The sequence below is a fragment of the Cellulomonas triticagri genome, assembly GCF_003696205.1.
In the GTDB taxonomy this organism is placed as follows: domain Bacteria; phylum Actinomycetota; class Actinomycetes; order Actinomycetales; family Cellulomonadaceae; genus Cellulomonas; species Cellulomonas triticagri.
The window spans coordinates 1-18885 of record NZ_RFFI01000022.1 but is presented as its reverse complement, the minus strand read 5'-3'; the positions used below and the strand labels follow the sequence as shown (position 1 = coordinate 18885).

Sequence of the window (18885 nt, the reverse complement as noted above, 5' to 3'; positions counted from 1 at the left end):
GCCATGTGGACCCTGACCGTGGACCAGGAGGGGAGTCGTCGCGTCGGCGACCGCGTCGACGCGCTGCTCGCCGACCTCGCGACGGCGTCCCCGCTCGTCGCCGCAGGTCCCGGGGCGGTCGTGCTGCCGTTCGAGCGCACCGTCGGCGACGAGGTCCAGGGCGTGCTCGCCAACCCCGAGCTCGTCGTCGCGCTCAGCCTGCACCTGGTCCGGGCCGGGGGGTGGAGCATCGGCATCGGCGCCGGCACCGTCGACACCCCGCTGCCGACCTCGTCGCGCGCGGCGTCCGGCAGCGCGTTCATCCACGCCCGCGAGGCCGTCGAGGCCGCCAAGTCCCGCCTGCGCCACGTCCCGCTCGCCGTCCGTGGACCCGACGCCGGGCTCGCCGCCGAGGCCGAGGGTGTCCTCGCGCTGCTCGGCGCGGTCGTCGCGCGCCGGACCGCGGCGGGCTGGTCCGTCGTGGACCTCGTGGCCGCGGGCACGACGCGGCAGGGGGACCTCGCCGCCGCGCTCGGCATCAGCCAGCAGGCCGTCAGCGCGCGGCTCGGCGCCGCCCTCTGGGACGAGGAGGTCGCCGCCCGACCCGCCGCGGCGCGCCTGCTCCGCCTCCTCGCCGCCGACGGACACGATGGGCGTCCCGACGACGAGGAGGACGACGCGTGACGCCGATCTGGACGACCGTCGTGGTGGTCGCCGCGCTGGCGGTGAGCGCCGGGCTCGGCTGGGTGGCCGCCGCCGGGGTGCTGCGGCTCGCCGACCGGACGCCGCCCGCGGACCCGGCGGCGGTGCCCGAGCCCGAGCCGGTCGAGGTCGACCCGGGCACCCGCCGGGGACGCCGGCGGCGCGCCGGGGACGGACCCGACGGCGACCGCGCCCGGGCGCGCCTGCGCGGCGGGACGTGGATCGGGGTGCTGGAACGGCTGGCCGTGACCGGGACGTTGCTCGCCGGGGAACCCGGCGGTGTGGCCGTCGTCGTGGCGATCAAGGGGCTCGGGCGGTACCCGGAGCTGCGCGGCGGGGACGACCCGGGGGTGTCGGAGCGGTTCGTCATCGGGACGCTGGCGTCGCTGGTGTGGGCCGGGGCGGCCGGGGTGCTGGGGCGGTGGCTGCTGACGCGGTGACGCTGCCGTCCGATCGGCCCCGACCGTGCATCGGCGTCAGGTCACGTGGACGCTGGACAACCTCGACCGGTTCGACCGCGAGGAGGACGGCGAACCGGACGACATCCTGGCGCAGCGCCTGCGGTGGTTGGTGGAGCTGCTCTCGGTCGTCGTCGCCAACAGCCTGAACGGCCCGGTCGTCCACGCGACCACGGAGGCCTGACGGGATCAGTCGGAGCCGCGCCCCCCGAGCACCAGGTGGTCGAACTCGGTCGCCGTGTGCTCGCGGTGGTCTCGTTCGACCGGGATGCCGGCGGACACCAGCAGGTCGGACGCGCGGGCGCCGTGCCACACACCGCCACGATCGGTGACGTGGAAGTGCACGCCGCCACCTCTCCCGAGCACGAGCAGACGCACCTCGGTCGAGGTGCCCCACCGAGCGCGTCTTGTGATGACCGTGCCGGACTCGACCTCGGCGAGCGGGACGCTCCGCGTCCGGGTCGCCGTGCGCACGGTCAGCCGCCCGGCCTCGACGGCCGCGCGGCACCGCACCGCGAGATACGCCGCGCCTGCCGGTCCCGCGAGCCAGGTGAGGTAGATCAGCAGCATCCACCCGCCGGTCGGGCCGGACCGATCCATCGCGAAGCACGCCAGCGAGCACGTCGACCGCCCGCGCCCGGAGATGGTCGTCAGGAACACGGGCGCGAACGCCGTGACGACGAGTATCCGCGTCGACAACCTGAGCCGGGACACGACGGGGCGCGGACCAGCGCGACGCCGCGGGGGAGGCGCCGGCCGTGCCGCCGTCGACCTGGTGCGCTCCACGCCACCACCTTGGCTCCTCGGGCCCGCGTGCGGGGGGGACGGACGACACCGTCACCCGTTCGCCGACCAGGACGACCTGTCGCCTGGACCCGGATCAGATGGCGTGTGCGGGAGGATCGGTGACCGTGGGTGGTGGCGATCAACGGGGGTGGACGGTGCCGGTGGTGCCGGGGGCCAGCGGTTCCGTGGAAGCGCTGTGGTCCGTGCTGGTCGGGCGCGAGGTCGACCGGGTGGTGTTCGACCGTGCGGTCACGCTCGTGTTCGAGGGCGGGGCGGAGCTGCGCCTGGAGTGCGCGTTCGGCGTCGTCGAGCGCGACGGCGTGACGCAGGTGGACCCGGGCGCGCCAGTCGGCGGGTCCGCTGCCGTCTTGGGAATTCTCGGCCGCGTCGTCGTCGGCGTCGCTGTGACCGAGGCCGGTGCCGTCCGGGTCGAGATCGCCGACGGCACCGTGCTCGAGTGCGCCGCGGACCCGGACGTCGAGGCGTGGACCCTCAGCGGTCCCAGCGGGCTCCTCGTGGTGTCCGTTCCCGGGGGAACGGTGGCCCAGTGGCCCGGTGGCCCGGTGGCCCGGTGGCCCGGTGGCCCGGTGGCCCGGTGGGGCGGTTCGACCGGGCGATGGTGGCGAACGGGCGGTTCACGCCGGTTCGGGCACCGCCGGCGTCGCTGACCTGCCACGATGCGGGAGCGCCTGACCACGGGAGGTTGGCGCTCGCCGCCGGGGAACAGGAGTCGGTCGAGTGACAGCGGGACTGCCGAGCACGACCGACGCCGCGACGCGCGTCGGTGCCGTCGCGAGGAGGTCAGCGAGAGCGAGCGGGGCCTCGAGGGCGTGGACCTGGGAGCACAGTGCCTGCCGCGGCTGACAGACAGACGTGGTCGGTTGCGCTCCTTGCGGTCGCGCTGGTCTGCGACCTGTACGCGGCAAGCGGCACGGGGTTTCGTTCAGGATCGTTCTACCGGGCTTCCTGGGCTGTCGCTCCGGTCATGTCGGTCGTCGGTTGTGCCGTCGGACTGCTCGTGGCCGCGGGATGGGTGCCTCGCGGGGTCTCGGCCCTGGCTCTCGCGCTGTCGCTCGTCGCGCTGGGACATCGACCGTCCCGTGCGACGGAGCAGGGGATGCCCGCATCGCTTCGCCGGTGGCGGTCCGGCGGCAGGTTCGTGGCGCCGAACGCGGTGACCGATCCCTGGCGGTGGCGGCGCGTGATCCTGATGACTGGAGCGCTGCTGCTGCAGATCGGATCGCTGGTGGCGGGCAGATGAGGCGCCGCCACGAACGGCACGTGGTCGGGCGGCCGAGGCCCCCGACGGGCGCTCGTTCAGGCCGCGGTCGCGGGGGTGGGGTCTGCTGGCCTTGCTTTCGTCAGCGGCACGGCGTGGTCTGCGCGGCACGTCACCGCGACCCTACAGCTGGCAGTTCGGCCCGAACGGGGGTGTTCGAGACAACGGGGAACGTGAACATGTACATGAACGTGCCGGGATCGAATCCGAACGGGTGCTCGAAGGACTGGCTGTGACCGACGATGTCCGTAGCGCGGTATCCGTCGGGATCCTGTTGTTCGCAGGATTGCTCGCGCTGGTGACCACCGGCGCGGCGACCATCCCACCGCGTGAAGCGACCGATCTGCGCATCCGCCGGTGGCGATGGGCGCCTGTCGTGCTGCTCACCGCCGGTGTCCTCACCGCCGTCCTGCTGCCATGGTGGCCGAGCCTGCCACTGAGCCTGGCTGCGGCGGCTCTGGCCGGGGCTGCGCTGCTTGCGCGCACGCAGTTCGACCTGCGTGAGAGTGGCAGCAGCAGGCGCGTGGCGGCCCGGAACTCCCGGCCGGTACGCCGTGTGATGCTCGTGTACGCATCGTTGCTGGTGCTCGCCGTCGGCGTGTGCGCAGGTGTCGTGGTCACACAGGGCTGATCGGGCGGCGGTCGAAGTGCGATCGCACGCGGCGCTCACCCCATGCCCGCGGCACGGCTGGACCGAGTGCGAAGGGCGCGCCGACGTCCGCACGCTAAGATGTCCGACGGCCCAGCCCCGTCCCGACGCGGACGCGCGTGGTGGGGCGACCGAGACCCCTGACAGGAAGCAGTGACGTGGCGACGACGAACGACCTCAAGAACGGCACCGTGCTGAAGATCGACGGCCAGCTCTGGACGGTCATCGAGTTCCAGCACGTCAAGCCCGGCAAGGGTGGCGCGTTCGTGCGCACCAAGCTGAAGAACGTCCTGTCCGGCAAGGTCGTCGACAAGACGTTCAACGCGGGTCTGAAGATCGAGACCGCGAACGTCGACAAGCGCGACATGCAGTACTTGTACAAGGACGGCGAGGACTTCGTGTTCATGGACACGGACACCTACGACCAGATCACGGTCCCGGCCGCGACGGTCGGCGACGCCGCGAACTTCATGCTGGAGTCGACCAACGCGATGGTCGCGACCAACGAGGGCGTGCCGCTGTACGTCGAGCTGCCGCCGTCGGCCGTGCTGATGGTGACCTACACGGAGCCGGGCCTGCAGGGCGACCGCTCCACGGGTGGCACCAAGCCGGCGACCCTGGAGACGGGCTACACGATCCAGGTCCCGCTGTTCCTGGAGTCGGACACGAAGGTCAAGGTCGACACGCGTGACGGCAGCTACCTGGGTCGCGTGAACGACTGAGGTGGGTGCCCGTACCAAGGCCCGCAAGCGGGCCCTCGACGTCCTCTTCGAGGCGGAGCAGCGCCGGCTCGACCCGATGACGGTGCTCGCCGACCGGATCGCCCAGCCGGGCACCGAGGCGGCGCTGCCGCAGTACTCGGTCGAGATCGTGGAGGGCGTGCAGACGCACCGGCCGCGCATCGACGAGGTCATCGCGACGCACTCGCACGGCTGGACGATCGAGCGGATGCCCGCGGTGGACCGTGAGCTGCTGCGGATCGGCGCGTGGGAGATCCTGTTCAACGACGACGTGCCGGACGCGGTCGCGGTGGACGAGGCCGTCGAGCTGGCCCGTGACCTGTCGACGGACGAGTCGCCGGGCTTCGTGAACGGCCTGCTGGGTCGCCTGGTCGACCTGAAGCCGACGCTCCTGGCCTGAGGCCCCGCGCCGCGCCGAGAGCCCCCGCCCGCCCCGGGTGGGGGCTCTCGCGCGTCCGGGCCCGGCGCCCCCGCCCGGCGTGGCGCGGATCACCGCTCCGGCCGTGGACGCCGGGGAGCCCCACCCATCAGCGCCCTGTAGGGTGCCGGGGAACGAGCATTCCTTTAACACCGTCCTGTGAGGCGGGGAAGGAGCGGCCCGGATGACTTCCGGTACCCCCGTGCCCGACGACGTGGACGCCTCGCAGGCGACCGTCGTGCTGGGCGAGCAGGACGTGGCCCGCGCGCTGACGCGCATCGCCCACGAGATCCTGGAGCGCAACAAGGGCGGCGACGAGCTCGTCGTCCTCGGCATCCCGACGCGCGGCGTCCCGCTGGCGTACCGCCTGGCGGAGCGGCTGGCGGCGGTCGAGCCGGGTCTGGTGGCCGAGAACCTGGTCGGCAGCCTGGACGTGACGATGTACCGGGACGACCTGGCGCAGCACCCGACGCGCACGATCGGTGCGACGAGCGTCCCGGCGGGTGGCATCGACGGCAAGGTCGTGGTGCTGGTGGACGACGTGCTGTTCTCGGGTCGGACGATCCGGGCGGCGCTGGACGCGCTGAACGACCTGGGTCGGCCGCGGGCGGTGCAGCTGGCGGCGCTGGTGGACCGGGGTCACCGGGAGCTGCCGATCCGCGCGGACTTCGTGGGCAAGAACCTGCCGACGTCGACGTCGGAGCGGGTGACGGTGCTGCTGGCGGAGACCGACGGGCGCACGGCTGTCGTGATCGAGAACGGCGGTGCGCGATGAGGCACCTGCTGTCCACCACGGACCTGGATCGTGCGGCCGCGGTGCGGGTCCTGGACACCGCGGCCCAGATGGCCGCGACCCAGGGCCGGCAGATCAAGAAGCTCCCGACGCTGCGCGGGCGCACGGTCGTGAACCTGTTCTTCGAGGACTCGACGCGGACGCGGATCTCGTTCGAGACGGCGGCGAAGCGGCTGAGCGCGGACGTCATCAACTTCTCGGCCAAGGGGTCGAGCCTGTCCAAGGGGGAGTCCCTCAAGGACACGGTGCTGACGCTGCAGGCGATGGGGGCGGACGCGATCGTCGTCCGGCACCAGGCGTCGGGCGCCCCGCACACCTTGGCCCACGCGGGCTGGACGGACGCGGCGGTGGTGAACGCGGGTGACGGGATGCACCAGCACCCGACGCAGGCGCTGCTGGACGCGTTCACGATCCGTCGCCACCTGACGGGCTCCGCGACCAACCCGGACGGCGTCGGCAACGACCTCGCGGGCCTGCACGTCGCGGTCGTCGGGGACGTGCTGCACAGCCGCGTCGCCCGGTCGAACGTCGACCTGCTGCACACCCTCGGCGCCCGGGTCACCCTGGTCGCCCCGCCGACGCTGCTGCCGGTCGGGGTCGGTCCCTGGCCCGCGGAGGTGTCCTACCGGCTGGACGACGTGCTCGCGCAGGGCCCGGACGCGGTGATGATGCTCCGCGTGCAGCGGGAGCGGATGTCGACGGCGGGCGGCGGGTTCTTCCCGAGCCCGCTGGAGTACACGCGCCTGTACGGCCTGGACGCGCGCCGCCTGGCGGGGCTGCCGGAGCACAGCATCGTGCTGCACCCCGGTCCGATGAACCGCGGGCTGGAGATCTCGGCGGACGCCGCGGACTCGGTGCGCTCGGTCATTGTGGAGCAGGTCGCGAACGGCGTCGCGGTCCGGATGGCGGTGCTGTACCTGCTGCTGTCCGGCGACGGCGACACCGGCGTCCCCCCGGCGACCGGTGCGATCCCCGCCCTGACCAGCACGCCGGCCACGCCCGCCACCGCCCCCGCCCGCTCCACGACCCCCGAGGTGAGCGCCCGATGACGACGCAGTACCTGCTCAAGGACGTCGCCCCCCTGGGCGGCGACCGCACCGACGTGCTCGTGGCGGGCGGCCTGGTCGCCGCGATCGGCGCGGGTGCGGGCGACGCGGCGGAGAACGCCCCGGACGACCTGCACGTGATCGACGCGACCGGGATGGTGCTGCTGCCCGGCCTGGTCGACCTGCACACCCACCTGCGCGAGCCGGGCCGCGAGGACGCCGAGACGATCGTGTCCGGCACCCGCGCGGCGGCGGTCGGCGGGTTCACCGCCGTGCACGCCATGGCCAACACGACGCCGACGCAGGACACCGCGGGTGTCGTCGAGCAGGTGTGGCGGATCGGCCGCGAGGCGGGCTGGACGGACGTGCACCCGGTCGGCGCGGTCAGCGTGGGCCTGGAGGGCCAGCACCTCGCCGAGCTCGGCGCGATGGCCGACTCGGCGGCGCGCGTACGGGTGTTCAGCGACGACGGCAAGTGCGTGCACGACCCGGTGCTGATGCGCCGCGCGCTGGAGTACACGAAGGCGTTCGACGGCGTGGTGGCGCAGCACGCGCAGGAGCCGCGGCTCACCGAGGGCGCGCAGATGCACGAGGGCGTCGTCTCGGCGGAGATCGGCCTGGCGGGCTGGCCCGCGGTCGCCGAGGAGGCGATCATCGCCCGCGACGTGCTGCTCGCCGAGCACGTGGGCGCGCGCCTGCACGTCTGCCACCTGTCCACGGCGGGGTCGGTCGAGATCGTGCGGTGGGCGAAGTCCCGCGGCATCGACGTGACGGCCGAGGTCACCCCGCACCACCTGGTCCTCACGGACGAGGAGGCGCGCGGGTACGACCCGGTGTTCAAGGTGAACCCGCCGCTGCGCACCCAGGCCGACGTGGACGCGGTCCGCGAGGGCCTCGCGGACGGGACGATCGACATCGTCGCGACGGACCACGCCCCGCACACCCGCGAGGACAAGGACTGCGAGTGGGCGGCGGCCGCGTTCGGCATGACCGGCCTGGAGACCGCGCTGTCGGTCGTGCAGCAGACGATGGTGGACACGGGCCGGATGACCTGGGCGGACGTCGCCCGGGTGCTGTCCGAGAACCCGGCCCGGATCGGTCGCCTCGACGGCCAGGGCCGCGCCATCGCGGTGGGGGAGCCCGCCAACCTGGTGCTGGTCGACCCGGACGCGCGCCGCGTGGTGGTCCCGGAGGAGCAGGCCACGGCCTCCACCAACTCCCCGATGCGCGGGCGCGAGCTGCCCGGCCGGGTGGTCGCGACGTTCCTGCGCGGGCGCGCGACGGTGCTGGACGGCGTCCCGCAGGACGACCGGTCCTCGACGGCGGGCGGCACGCCGCGCGCGGCGGGTCGGGTGACCCCCTGATGCCGCCCTGGCTGTCCGTCACGATCCTCGTCGTGCTCGGCGCGGCGCTGCTGCTCGGCATGGCGCGCGGCTGGCGTCGCCTGCAGCGCGGTGCCAGCCCGGTCCCGGCCCCGCCCGCGGTGCCGGACGAGGACGCCCTCGGTGCCGCGCGCACCGAGGAGGTCCCGGCGACCTACGTCTCGACCACGCGCGCCGGCGACTGGCTGGACCGCGTCGGGGCCCACGGGCTCGGCGTGCGCTCGGCCGCGACCGTGCAGGTGCGCGACGCGGGCGTGGTACTGCGACGACGAGGGGCGCCGGACGTCTTCGTCCCGCGCGCGGCGCTGCGCGCGGTCGGGATGTCCGGCGGCATGGCCGGCAAGGTCGTCGGCGGCGAGGGGCTGGTCGTGCTGACCTGGGTCCCCGCGCCCGCCGAGGACCCGCGCGGCCTCGACACCGGCCTGCGCCTGCGGCACCCCCGCCAGGGGGAGGAGCTGCGCGCGGCCACCCAGGAACTGATCGGATCGACACCCGCCGCGAGCGGGTCGGAGGAGAGCTCATGACGGACGCACTGCTGGTCCTGGAGGACGGGCGGACGTTCGCCGGCGAGGCCTACGGGGCCACCGGCACGACGGGCGGCGAGATCGTCTTCAACACCGGGATGACCGGCTACCAGGAGACGCTGACCGACCCCAGCTACCACCGCCAGATCGTCGTGATGACGGCGCCGCACATCGGCAACACCGGCGTCAACGACGAGGACCCCGAGTCGGGTCGCATCTGGGTGTCCGGGTACGTCGTGCGGGACCCCGCGCGCCGCGCGTCGAACTGGCGCAGCGCCCGCACCCTGGACGAGGAGCTCGCGGCGCAGGGCGTGGTCGGCATCTCCGGCATCGACACCCGGGCGCTGACCCGGCACCTGCGCGAGCGCGGCGTGATGCGCGCCGCGATCGTCTCCGGGGACGCGCTGCGCGACGCCGCCGGGCGCGCGCGTCCGGTCGAGGACCTGGTCGCCGAGGTGCGGTCCCAGCCGGGCATGTCGGGTGCGGACCTCGCGGGCGAGGTCTCGACGGACGTGCCTTATGTCGTGGGTGCCGTCGACGCGGCGGGCGCGCCGCTCGACCGGCCGGTCGCCCGCGTGGCCGCCCTGGACCTCGGGATCAAGGCCATGACCCCGCACCGGATGGCGGAGCGCGGCATCGAGGTGCACGTGCTGCCCGCGATGTCGACCATCGAGGACGTCCTCGCGGTCGCGCCGGACGGCGTGTTCTTCTCCAACGGCCCCGGCGACCCGTCGGCGGCGACCCACGAGGTCGAGCTGCTGCGCGCGGTGCTGGACCGGCGGATCCCGTTCTTCGGCATCTGCTACGGCAACCAGCTGCTCGGGCGCGCCCTGGGCTTCGGCACGTACAAGCTCGGCTACGGGCACCGCGGCGTGAACCAGCCGGTGCTGGACCGGGCGACGGGCAAGGTGGAGATCACCGCGCACAACCACGGGTTCGCCGTGGACGCGCCGCTCGACGAGGTCGCCACCGCCCCGCACGACGGCGGGCGGTACGGCCGCGTCACCGTCTCGCACGTCGACCTCAACGACGACGTCGTGGAGGGCCTCGCCGCCCTCGACCTGCCGGCCTTCTCGGTGCAGTACCACCCCGAGGCCGCCGCGGGCCCGCACGACGCCGCCTACCTCTTCGATCGGTTCCTCGACCTCATGCGCGCGCCCGAGCAGGGCGCTGCTGCCGCGGGTCAGGCCACCGACGTCACCTCCACCGTGAAGGGCGCCTGATGCCTCGCCGCACCGACATCCACTCCGTCCTCGTCATCGGCTCCGGCCCGATCGTCATCGGCCAGGCCGCGGAGTTCGACTACTCCGGCACCCAGGCGTGCCGCGTGCTGAAGGAGGAGGGCCTGCGGGTCGTCCTCGTGAACTCGAACCCGGCGACGATCATGACCGACCCGGAGTTCGCCGACGCGACCTACGTCGAGCCGATCACCACCGAGGTGCTGACCTCGATCATCGCCAAGGAGCGCCCGGACGCGATCCTGCCGACCCTCGGCGGGCAGACCGCGCTGAACGCGGCCATCGCGCTGGACGAGGCGGGCGTGCTCGCCGAGTACGGCGTCGAGCTCATCGGCGCGAACATCCCCGCCATCCAGAAGGGCGAGGACCGCGAGCAGTTCAAGGGCGTGGTCGAGGTGTGCGGCGGCGAGTCCGCGCGCTCCGCGATCATCCACACCATCGACGCGGCGCTGACCGCCGTCGAGGACCTCGGGTACCCCGTGGTCGTGCGCCCGTCGTTCACCATGGGCGGCCTCGGCTCCGGCATCGCCTACGACGAGGACGACCTGCGCCGCATCGTCGGCCAGGGCCTGCACTACTCGCCGACCACCGAGGTGCTCCTGGAGGAGTCGATCCTCGGCTGGAAGGAGTACGAGCTCGAGCTCATGCGCGACAAGGCGGACAACGTCGTCGTCGTGTGCTCCATCGAGAACGTCGACGCGGTCGGCGTGCACACCGGTGACTCGGTCACGGTGGCGCCCGCGCTGACCCTCACGGACCGCGAGTACCAGCGGCTGCGGGACATCGGCATCGCGGTCATCCGCGAGGTCGGCGTCGACACCGGCGGCTGCAACATCCAGTTCGCGGTGCACCCGGACACCGGCCGGATCATCGTCATCGAGATGAACCCGCGCGTGTCCCGGTCCTCGGCGCTGGCGTCCAAGGCCACCGGCTTCCCGATCGCGAAGATCGCGGCGCGCCTGGCCGTGGGCTACACGCTGGACGAGATCACCAACGACATCACCGGCTCCACCCCGGCGTCGTTCGAGCCCACGCTCGACTACGTCGTCGTCAAGGTGCCGCGGTTCGCGTTCGAGAAGTTCCCGGCCGCGGACCCGACCCTGACCACGACGATGAAGTCCGTCGGCGAGGCCATGGCCATGGGCCGCAACTTCACCGAGGCGCTCGGCAAGGCCATGCGGTCGATCGACCGCGCCGGCACCACCTTCCACTGGTCGGGGACCGCGCTCACCGGCGCGGACCTGGACGCGCTGGTCGCGACCATCTCGACGCCGACCGAGCACCGCCTGGTCGACGTGCAGCAGGTGCTGCGCGCGGGCGTCCCCGTCGAGGACGTGTACGCCCGCACCGGCATCGACCCGTGGTTCCTGGACCAGATCCAGCTCATCAACGAGGTCGCGGCCGACACCGCCGCCGCCCCGGAGCTCACCGCGTCGGTGCTGCGCCGCGCCAAGCGGCACGGCCTCTCGGACGTGCAGGTCGCGCAGCTGCGCGGCATCGGCGAGGACGTCGCCCGCGAGGTCCGGCACGCCCTCGGGGTCCGCCCGGTCTACAAGACGGTCGACACCTGCGCCGCCGAGTTCGCCGCCCGCACGCCGTACCACTACTCGGCGTACGACGAGGAGACCGAGGTCGCGCCGCGCACCCGCCCGGCGGTCCTCATCCTCGGCTCCGGCCCGAACCGCATCGGCCAGGGCATCGAGTTCGACTACTCCTGCGTGCACGCGACGCTGGCGCTCAAGGGCGAGTACGAGACCGTCATGGTCAACTGCAACCCCGAGACCGTCTCGACGGACTACGACACCGCGGACCGGCTGTACTTCGAGCCGCTGACCTTCGAGGACGTCCTCGAGGTCTACGAGGCCGAGCTCGCCGCCGGCCCGGTCGCCGGGATCATCGTGCAGCTCGGCGGGCAGACCCCGCTGTCGCTCGCGCAGCGCCTGGAGGACGCCGGCCTGCCGATCCTCGGCACCCCGCCCGCCGCCATCGACGCCGCCGAGGACCGCGGCGCCTTCGGCCGGGTGCTCGCCGCCGCGGGCCTGCCCGCCCCGGCTTTCGGCACCGCCACCACCCTGGAGGCCGCGCGCGAGACCGCGAACCGCATCGGGTTCCCCGTGCTGGTCCGCCCGTCCTACGTGCTCGGCGGGCGCGGCATGGAGATCGTCTACAGCGACGAGCAGCTCGGCGAGTACGTCGAGCGCGCTCTGGCCGACGCCCGCGCCGCGGGCCGGGCCACGCTGCCGCCGCTGCTGATCGACCGGTTCCTCGACGACGCCATCGAGATCGACGTCGACGCCCTGTACGACGGCACCGAGCTGTTCCTCGGCGGCGTCATGGAGCACATCGAGGAGGCCGGCATCCACTCCGGCGACTCGGCGTGCGTGCTGCCGCCGGTCAGCCTCTCGGAGGCCGAGCTGCAGCGGATCCGCACCTCGACCGAGGCCATCGCGGCCGGGGTCGGCGTGCGCGGCCTGCTGAACATCCAGTTCGCCCTGGTGTCCGACGTGCTCTACGTCCTGGAGGCCAACCCGCGCGCGTCCCGCACCGTGCCGTTCGTGTCCAAGGCGACGGGCGTCCCGCTGGCCAAGGCCGCCGCGCTCGTCATGACGGGCCGGTCCATCGCGGACCTGCGCGCCTCCGGCGTGCTGCCCGCCGACGACGCGGGCGTGCTCGACCTCGACGCGCCCATCGCCGTCAAGGAGGCCGTGCTGCCGTTCAAGCGGTTCCGCACCGGCGACGGCACCGTGGTCGACACCGTCCTCGGCCCGGAGATGCGCTCCACCGGCGAGGTCATGGGCTTCGACACGGACTTCCCGACGGCGTTCGCCAAGTCCCAGTCCGCGGCGTTCGGCGGCCTGCCCACCGGTGGCCGGGTGTTCATCTCGGTCGCCGACCGGGACAAGCGCTCGATCGTGTTCCCGGTGAAGCGGCTCGCGGAGCTCGGGTTCGAGATCCTCGCGACCGACGGCACCGCCGCGGTGCTCAAGCGCAACGGCATCGCCTCGCGGGTGGTCCGCAAGTTCTCGACCGGCCGCGGTCCGGCGGGGGAGCCCACGATCGTGGACCTCATCTCCGCGGGCGAGGTCGACATGGTCGTGAACACCCCCTCGGGCCAGGGCGCGCGCGCCGACGGCTACGAGATCCGCGCCGCCACGACGGCGGCCGACAAGGCCATCGTCACGACCGTGCAGCAGCTCGGCGCCGCCGTGCAGGGCATCGAGGCGCAGCTCGCCGGTCCGTTCGCGGTCGCCAGCCTGCAGGAGCACGACGCCGCCACGGCCGCGCGCCGCGCCGCCGGTGCCGCCGTCGCCGGTGGCGCCGGGGTCGTCGCGTGAGGCCCTTCGGGGCGCGGCTCGCCGACGCGATGTCCGCGCACGGCCCGCTGTGCGTCGGCATCGACCCCCACGCCTCGCTGCTGGACGCGTGGGGGCTGCCGGACACCGCCGCGGGCGTGCGCACCTTCGCGCTGACCGTCCTGGAGGCGGTCGGCGGGCAGGTCGCCGCCGTCAAGCCGCAGTCGGCGTTCTTCGAGCGCCACGGGTCCGCCGGGGTCGCGGTGCTGGAGGAGGTCGTCGCGGCGGGCCGGGACACCGAGACGCTCGTGGTGGTCGACGCCAAGCGCGGCGACATCGGCTCGACCATGGGCGGCTACGCCGACGCCTACCTGCGCGATGGCTCCCCGCTCGCGGGGGACGCGCTCACCGTGTCGCCGTACCTCGGGTCGGGTTCGCTGGCCCCGGCCGTGGAGGCCGCGCTGGCGACCGGGCGCGGGCTGTTCGTGCTCGCCCTGACCTCCAACCCCGAGGGCCGCGAGGTGCAGCACGCCCGGGACGCCGAGGGCGTCGCCGTCGCCGACCGCGTCGCGCGTGCTGCCGGGGCGTCGAACGCCGCCGAGCTCGCGACGACCGGGGGTGACCTCGGCTCGATCGGGCTGGTGGTCGGCGCCACCATCGGCGACGCCGCCACCCGGCTCGGCGTGGACCTCTCCGCCGTGCGCGGACCGCTGCTCGCCCCCGGTGTCGGCGCGCAGGGCGCGGGGGCGGCCGAGCTCGCCGCCGTGTTCGGCGACGCCCGGCGGGCCGTGCTGGCCTCCTCGTCGCGCGGCGTCCTGGGTGCCGGGCCGGACGTGGGCGCCCTGCGCGACGCGGCCCGCCGGGCCGCCGACGAGGCGGGCGCCGCGCTGCGCTGAGTCGTGCTCCCTTCCCCTTGCCGAGGGACCGCCCCGGTGGCGCCCCGAGGCGGTCCGCACAAGGGGACGTTCCGGGACGATCCGGGCGCCCCGTCGCGGCGCCTGCGCGGGGCCGTGGGGGACGCACAGGCGCGACACGCTGTGGGAACGTGCCGGGAACGCGATCCCGTGCCATCCTCGGGAGATGGAGCCATCCCCGAGCGGCGCGACGTCGCACCGGACGGGGACGGCAACGCAGTTCCATGTCCCTGCCTCCTGACAGTGATGAGAAGGTGACTCACGTGGCACTTCCGACTCTCACCCCCGAGCAGCGCGCAGCGGCGCTCGAGAAGGCCGCCGCCGCGCGGCAGGCGCGAGCCGAGGTCAAGAACCGGCTGAAGTACTCGCAGGGCACCCTGTCCGAGGTGATCTCCCAGGGCCAGAAGGACGAGACGATCGGCAAGCTCAAGGTGCTCGCCCTGCTCGAGTCGCTCCCGGGAGTGGGTAAGGTCAAGGCGCGCCAGATCATCTCCGAGATCGGCATCTCGGAGACCCGCCGGGTGCGCGGCCTCGGCCCGCACCAGGTGAAGGCGCTCGTCGACCGGTTCGGGTGAACCGGGCGCCGGACCCGATCCCGGCCCCTGAGAGGGCCGCACGACCGCAGGAGCACCAGACCGCATGACGACGCCGCGCGCCCGGTTGACCGTCCTCGCCGGACCGACCGCCGTCGGGAAGGGCACCGTGTCCGCCGACCTGCGGGCCCGGTACCCGCAGGTCTGGCTGTCCGTGTCCGCCACCACGCGCGCCCCGCGACCCGGTGAGGTCGACGGGGTGCACTACCACTTCGTCCAGCCCGAGGACTTCGACCGCATGGCGGCCGAGGGCGAGCTGCTGGAGTGGGCCGTCGTGCACGGGCGCAACAGGTACGGGACGCTCCGGCGGCCGGTCGAGGAGCGACTGGCCGCCGGGGAGCCGGCCCTGCTGGAGATCGACCTGCAGGGCGCCCGGCAGGTCCGGCAGACCATGCCGGACGCGCAGTTCGTGTTCCTCGCCCCGCCGTCGATGGACGAGCTCGTCCGGCGCCTCGTCGGGCGCGGCACCGAGGACGCCGAGGAGCGCGCGCGCCGCCTCGCGACGGCCGAGGTCGAGATGGCCGCGGAGTCGGAGTTCGACCACGTCGTGGTCAACGACGAGGTCCGCCGCGCCACGGACGAGCTGGTCTCGCTGATGGGCCTGCCCGTCGCGGTAGACTGACGGGTAGCCCACCACCTTCGACCCGGGGAGTCACCGTGTCCGGAACCGTCGCCGAGCCCATCGGCATCACCGACCCGCCGATCGACCGCCTGCTGGAGCGCGCGGACTCGAAGTACGCGCTCGTCATCTACTCGGCCAAGCGTGCCCGCCAGATCAACGCGTACTACTCGCAGCTCAACGAGGGCCTGCTCGAGTACGTCGGCCCGCTGGTGGAGACCCGCCCGCAGGAGAAGCCGCTGTCCATCGCGATGCGCGAGATCGACGCGGGCCTGCTGACGGTCACCGCGACCGACGAGGCCTGAGCCCCGGACCCCGGCTGCCGTGCGCATCGTCCTCGGCGTGGCGGGCGGCATCGCCGCCTACAAGGCCGCGCACGTCCTGCGGCTGCTGTCCGAGGCGGGGCACGACGTCCGCGTCGTGCCCACCCGCGCGGCGCTGGAGTTCGTCGGGCGCGCCACCTGGGAGGCCCTGTCGGGTCACCCGGTGACGCCCGAGGTGTTCGAGGACGTCCCCGAGGTCGCGCACGTGCGGCTCGGCCGCGAGGCGGACCTCGTGGTCGTCGCCCCCGCGACCGCGGACCTGCTCGCGCGGGCCGCGTCGGGGCGGGCGGACGACCTGCTCGCGGCGACGCTGCTCACCGCCACGTGCCCGGTGCTCATGGCCCCGGCGATGCACACGGAGATGTGGCAGCACCCGGCGACCCGCGCGAACGTCGCCACCCTGCGTGAGCGGGGCGTGCACGTGCTCGACCCCGACTCGGGGCGGCTGACCGGCGCGGACAGCGGCCCGGGGCGGCTGCCCGAGCCCGACGCCGTCGCGGCGGCCGCGCTCGCCCTGGTCGACGCGGAGGGCAAGCCCCGCACCCGCGACCTGGTCGGGCGACGCGTGGTCGTGTCCGCGGGCGGGACGCGCGAGCCGCTGGACCCCGTCCGGTTCCTCGGCAACCGGTCCTCGGGCCGGCAGGGCGTCGCGCTCGCGCGCACGGCCCTCGCCCGGGGCGCCGACGTCACGCTGGTCGCCGCGAACCTCACGGTGCGGCCCCCGGCGGGCGTCCGGGTCGTGCCCGTGGAGACGACCGCCGAGCTCGCCGACGCCGTGCGCGCCGCCGCGGCGGACGCGGACGTGGTGGTGATGGCCGCCGCCGTCGCGGACTTCCGGCCCGCCGCCGACGCGGCGCACAAGATCAAGAAGCAGGCGGACGGCAGCGCGCCGCCGCTCGCGCTGGTGCAGAACCCGGACGTCCTCGCCGGGCTCGTCGCCGAGCCCGCGCGCACCGACGGCGGGCGGCAGGTCGTCGTCGGCTTCGCCGCCGAGACCGGCGACGCGGACGGCGACGTCCTGCACCACGGACGCGCGAAGGCCCGTCGCAAGGGCGCCGACCTGCTCGCGGTGAACGCGGTCGGCGGCGGCCAGGGCTTCGGCACCGAGGGCAACGCCGTGACCGTCCTCGACGCGGCGGGCGAGGTCGTCGCGTCCGTCGAGGGCAGCAAGGACGCCGTCGCGGACGGTCTCTGGGACGCGGTCGTGTCCCGGCTGCACCGGTGAGCCCGCGCGCCCAGTAACCTGTGCGCATGTCTTCTGCTGGTTTGCGCCTGTTCACGTCCGAGTCCGTGACCGAGGGCCACCCGGACAAGATCTGCGACCAGATCTCCGACGCCATCCTCGACGCGATCCTCGAGCAGGACCCGAGCGCGCGCGTGGCGGTCGAGTCCATGGTCACGACGGGCCTCGTGCACGTCGCGGGCGAGGTCACGACGAGCGCGTACGTCGAGATCCCGCAGATCGTGCGCCAGGTCGTCCGCGGCATCGGCTACACCTCCTCGGAGATCGGCTTCGACGGCGACTCCTGCGGTGTGTCGGTGTCCATCGGGCAGCAGTCGCCCGACATCGCGCAGGGCGTCGACAAGGCGTGGGAGTCCCGCCAGGACGCGGCGGACCACGACCCGCTCGACCTGCAGGGCGCGGGCGACCAGGGCCTGATGTTCGGCTACGCCTCCGACGACACCGAGAGCCTGCTGCCGCTGCCGATCTGGCTGTCGCACCGCCTCGCCGAGCGCCTCGCGCAGGTGCGCAAGGAGGGCGTGGTCCCCGACCTGCGCCCCGACGGCAAGACCCAGGTCACGGTGGCCTACGACGGCGACCGCGCCGTGCGCCTCGACACCGTCGTGCTGTCCACCCAGCACGGCCCGGGCCTGAACCTGGAGACCGACCTCGCGCCCGCGATCCGCGAGCACGTCGTCGAGCCCGTCCTCGCCGAGGCGGGCCTGGACATCGACACCAGCGACTACCGCCTGCTGGTCAACCCGACCGGGCAGTTCGTCGTCGGCGGTCCGCAGGGCGACGCGGGCCTCACGGGGCGCAAGATCATCGTCGACACCTACGGCGGCATGGCCCGGCACGGCGGCGGCGCGTTCTCCGGCAAGGACCCGTCGAAGGTCGACCGCTCGGCCGCGTACGCGATGCGCTGGGTCGCCAAGAACGTCGTCGCCGCGGGCCTCGCCCGCCGCTGCGAGGTCCAGGTCGCGTACGCGATCGGCAAGGCGCACCCCGTGGGCCTGTACGTCGAGACGTTCGGCACGGAGACCGTCCCGGTCGACCGGCTGACCGCCGCGATCCGCGAGGTGTTCGACCTCCGCCCCGCGGCGATCATCCGCGACCTCGACCTGCTGCGCCCCATCTACCGGCAGACCGCCGCGTACGGGCACTTCGGTCGCGAGGTCGCCGACTTCACCTGGGAGCGCACCGACCGCGTCGAGGCGCTGCGCGCCGCGCTCGCCTGAGCGAGGTCGCGGACGGGGTGACGACCGGCACCACGGGATCGGGCGAGGCGGCGGGGACGCCGGAGCAGCCGACGCTGCTCGACCTCGACGCGCCCGCCCGGCCCCGTCGGCGCGCCCGGGCTCGGGACGTGGACGTCGAGCCCGCGGCGGACCTGCCGGTCGCCCGGGTCGCCGTCGAGCTGTCGCCCCCGCACCTGGACCGGCCGTTCGAGTACCTGGTCCCGGCGAAGCTCGCCGCGACCGCGGTGCCCGGCGCCCGGGTCAAGGTGCGGTTCGGGTCGCAGGACGTCGACGGGTACGTGCTCGACCGGCTCGCCGAGGCGGAGCACGACGGCGCCCTCGTCCCGCTGCGGCGGGTCGTGTCGCCCGAGCCGGTGCTCACCCCGGCGGTGGCGCGGCTCGCACGCGCCGTGGCGGACCGGTACGCGGGGACGTTCGCCGACGTGCTGCGCCTCGCGCTGCCGCCCCGGCACGCCCGCACGGAGGGAGAGGTGCCCGCCGCGGGTGCCCGGGGCGCCGTCGACGGAGGGGACACCGGCTCAGGCGCGGCGTCCGGTCGGGAGCCCGGCTCGGGCGCGCCCGCCTCCGAGGCGACCGGTGCCGGCGGCCCCGCGGCCGCGGACGACTCCGCAGCGCCGGCCGTGCCCGCCGTCCCGGGGGCGACCCGCGCGCAGGTCGAGCAGGTCGGG

Annotated in this window: 20 protein-coding genes and 1 pseudogene; 20 read left to right on the top strand and 1 reads right to left on the bottom strand. The window is 74.2% G+C overall.

Annotated features, from left to right (window positions below; genetic code table 11):
* The first annotated feature begins 3 nt into the window (after positions 1–3).
* The 3 genes from EBM89_RS05840 to EBM89_RS21075 are packed head-to-tail and all read left to right on the top strand — an operon-like array spanning position 4 to position 1323.
* Positions 4–663: a hypothetical protein gene (locus EBM89_RS05840; RefSeq protein WP_122148521.1), complete on the top strand. Its 660-nt coding sequence runs from the start codon at positions 4–6 to the stop codon at positions 661–663.
* Complete coding sequence (locus tag EBM89_RS05835; protein WP_233571568.1) at positions 660–1121, top strand: hypothetical protein; 462 nt, start codon at positions 660–662, stop codon at positions 1119–1121. The genes EBM89_RS05840 and EBM89_RS05835 overlap by 4 nt, the downstream gene beginning before the upstream one ends.
* A gap of 25 nt (positions 1122–1146) precedes the next feature.
* Positions 1147–1323 carry a hypothetical protein gene (locus tag EBM89_RS21075; protein WP_158609523.1) on the top strand — a complete coding sequence of 59 codons (177 nt, stop codon included), beginning with the start codon at positions 1147–1149 and terminating at the stop codon, positions 1321–1323.
* 5 nt (positions 1324–1328) lie between these two features.
* Here the strand turns inward: EBM89_RS21075 and EBM89_RS05830 are convergent, their stop codons facing one another.
* Entirely contained in the window at positions 1329–1838 is a 510-nt protein-coding gene (locus EBM89_RS05830; protein ID WP_147463464.1) for a hypothetical protein, read from the bottom strand.
* Positions 1839–2089: 251 nt separating this feature from the next.
* Between EBM89_RS05830 and EBM89_RS21070 the strand changes: the two genes are divergently transcribed.
* The 17 genes and pseudogenes from EBM89_RS21070 to EBM89_RS21065 all read left to right on the top strand — a co-directional run.
* Positions 2090–2593 carry a DUF6188 family protein gene (locus tag EBM89_RS21070; RefSeq protein ID WP_158609521.1) on the top strand — a complete coding sequence of 168 codons (504 nt, stop codon included), beginning with the start codon at positions 2090–2092 and terminating at the stop codon, positions 2591–2593.
* Between the two features lie 843 nt (positions 2594–3436).
* Entirely contained in the window at positions 3437–3835 is a 399-nt protein-coding gene (locus tag EBM89_RS05815) for a hypothetical protein (protein WP_122148517.1), read from the top strand.
* A 176-nt stretch (positions 3836–4011) separates the two neighbouring features.
* Complete coding sequence (gene efp, locus EBM89_RS05810; protein ID WP_122148516.1) at positions 4012–4575, top strand: elongation factor P; 564 nt, start codon at positions 4012–4014, stop codon at positions 4573–4575.
* 1 nt (position 4576) lies between these two features.
* Positions 4577–4993 (top strand): transcription antitermination factor NusB, encoded by a 417-nt coding sequence (gene nusB / locus EBM89_RS05805; RefSeq protein WP_122148515.1) that lies wholly within the window; start codon positions 4577–4579, stop codon positions 4991–4993.
* Between the two features lie 202 nt (positions 4994–5195).
* Positions 5196–5786 carry a bifunctional pyr operon transcriptional regulator/uracil phosphoribosyltransferase PyrR gene (pyrR, locus tag EBM89_RS05800; RefSeq protein ID WP_122148514.1) on the top strand — a complete coding sequence of 197 codons (591 nt, stop codon included), beginning with the start codon at positions 5196–5198 and terminating at the stop codon, positions 5784–5786.
* Positions 5783–6853 (top strand): aspartate carbamoyltransferase catalytic subunit, encoded by a 1071-nt coding sequence (locus tag EBM89_RS05795; RefSeq protein WP_122148513.1) that lies wholly within the window; start codon positions 5783–5785, stop codon positions 6851–6853. The genes pyrR and EBM89_RS05795 overlap by 4 nt, the downstream gene beginning before the upstream one ends.
* A complete protein-coding gene (locus tag EBM89_RS05790; protein WP_122148512.1) occupies positions 6850–8214 on the top strand; it encodes a dihydroorotase in 1365 nt (454 codons plus the stop codon). Before EBM89_RS05795 ends, EBM89_RS05790 begins: the two co-directional genes overlap by 4 nt.
* A complete protein-coding gene (locus tag EBM89_RS05785) occupies positions 8214–8756 on the top strand; it encodes a PH-like domain-containing protein (RefSeq protein WP_122148511.1) in 543 nt (180 codons plus the stop codon). Before EBM89_RS05790 ends, EBM89_RS05785 begins: the two co-directional genes overlap by 1 nt.
* Positions 8753–9979 (top strand): glutamine-hydrolyzing carbamoyl-phosphate synthase small subunit, encoded by a 1227-nt coding sequence (gene carA, locus EBM89_RS05780; RefSeq protein ID WP_122148510.1) that lies wholly within the window; start codon positions 8753–8755, stop codon positions 9977–9979. Before EBM89_RS05785 ends, carA begins: the two co-directional genes overlap by 4 nt.
* Complete coding sequence (carB, locus tag EBM89_RS05775) at positions 9979–13329, top strand: carbamoyl-phosphate synthase large subunit (protein WP_122148509.1); 3351 nt, start codon at positions 9979–9981, stop codon at positions 13327–13329. Before carA ends, carB begins: the two co-directional genes overlap by 1 nt.
* A 29-nt stretch (positions 13330–13358) precedes the next feature.
* Complete coding sequence (gene pyrF, locus EBM89_RS05770) at positions 13359–14183, top strand: orotidine-5'-phosphate decarboxylase (RefSeq protein ID WP_122148538.1); 825 nt, start codon at positions 13359–13361, stop codon at positions 14181–14183.
* Positions 14184–14464: 281 nt separating this feature from the next.
* The gene (gene mihF, locus EBM89_RS05765) at positions 14465–14776 is read left to right on the top strand and encodes an integration host factor, actinobacterial type (RefSeq protein ID WP_122148508.1); all 312 of its coding nucleotides are present in this window, start codon (positions 14465–14467) and stop codon (positions 14774–14776) included.
* A gap of 64 nt (positions 14777–14840) precedes the next feature.
* A complete protein-coding gene (gene gmk / locus EBM89_RS05760; RefSeq protein WP_122148507.1) occupies positions 14841–15416 on the top strand; it encodes a guanylate kinase in 576 nt (191 codons plus the stop codon).
* Between the two features lie 35 nt (positions 15417–15451).
* A complete protein-coding gene (gene rpoZ, locus EBM89_RS05755; RefSeq protein ID WP_122148506.1) occupies positions 15452–15718 on the top strand; it encodes a DNA-directed RNA polymerase subunit omega in 267 nt (88 codons plus the stop codon).
* 13 nt (positions 15719–15731) lie between these two features.
* Positions 15732–16961 (top strand): annotated as a pseudogene (gene coaBC / locus EBM89_RS05750) (bifunctional phosphopantothenoylcysteine decarboxylase/phosphopantothenate--cysteine ligase CoaBC); the annotation flags it as partial.
* 26 nt (positions 16962–16987) lie between these two features.
* A complete protein-coding gene (metK, locus tag EBM89_RS05745) occupies positions 16988–18196 on the top strand; it encodes a methionine adenosyltransferase (RefSeq protein ID WP_122148504.1) in 1209 nt (402 codons plus the stop codon).
* A 17-nt stretch (positions 18197–18213) separates the two neighbouring features.
* Positions 18214–18885 (top strand): primosomal protein N' family DNA-binding protein (locus EBM89_RS21065; RefSeq protein WP_500778882.1); only part of this gene is annotated, 672 nt, incomplete at its 3' end.

What these genes read in the sequence shown, in the direction of transcription:
- EBM89_RS05840 (WP_122148521.1), top strand. Translation starts at nt 4, where the DNA reads ATGTGGACCCTGACCGTGGACCAGGAGGGGAGTCGTCGCGTCGGCGAC.
- pyrR (WP_122148514.1), top strand. Translation starts at nt 5,196, where the DNA reads ATGACTTCCGGTACCCCCGTGCCCGACGACGTGGACGCCTCGCAGGCG.
- EBM89_RS05795 (WP_122148513.1), top strand. Translation starts at nt 5,783, where the DNA reads ATGAGGCACCTGCTGTCCACCACGGACCTGGATCGTGCGGCCGCGGTG.
- EBM89_RS05790 (WP_122148512.1), top strand. Translation starts at nt 6,850, where the DNA reads ATGACGACGCAGTACCTGCTCAAGGACGTCGCCCCCCTGGGCGGCGAC.
- EBM89_RS05785 (WP_122148511.1), top strand. Translation starts at nt 8,214, where the DNA reads ATGCCGCCCTGGCTGTCCGTCACGATCCTCGTCGTGCTCGGCGCGGCG.
- carA (WP_122148510.1), top strand. Translation starts at nt 8,753, where the DNA reads ATGACGGACGCACTGCTGGTCCTGGAGGACGGGCGGACGTTCGCCGGC.
- carB (WP_122148509.1), top strand. Translation starts at nt 9,979, where the DNA reads ATGCCTCGCCGCACCGACATCCACTCCGTCCTCGTCATCGGCTCCGGC.
- pyrF (WP_122148538.1), top strand. Translation starts at nt 13,359, where the DNA reads ATGTCCGCGCACGGCCCGCTGTGCGTCGGCATCGACCCCCACGCCTCG.
- gmk (WP_122148507.1), top strand. Translation starts at nt 14,841, where the DNA reads ATGACGACGCCGCGCGCCCGGTTGACCGTCCTCGCCGGACCGACCGCC.
- metK (WP_122148504.1), top strand. Translation starts at nt 16,988, where the DNA reads ATGTCTTCTGCTGGTTTGCGCCTGTTCACGTCCGAGTCCGTGACCGAG.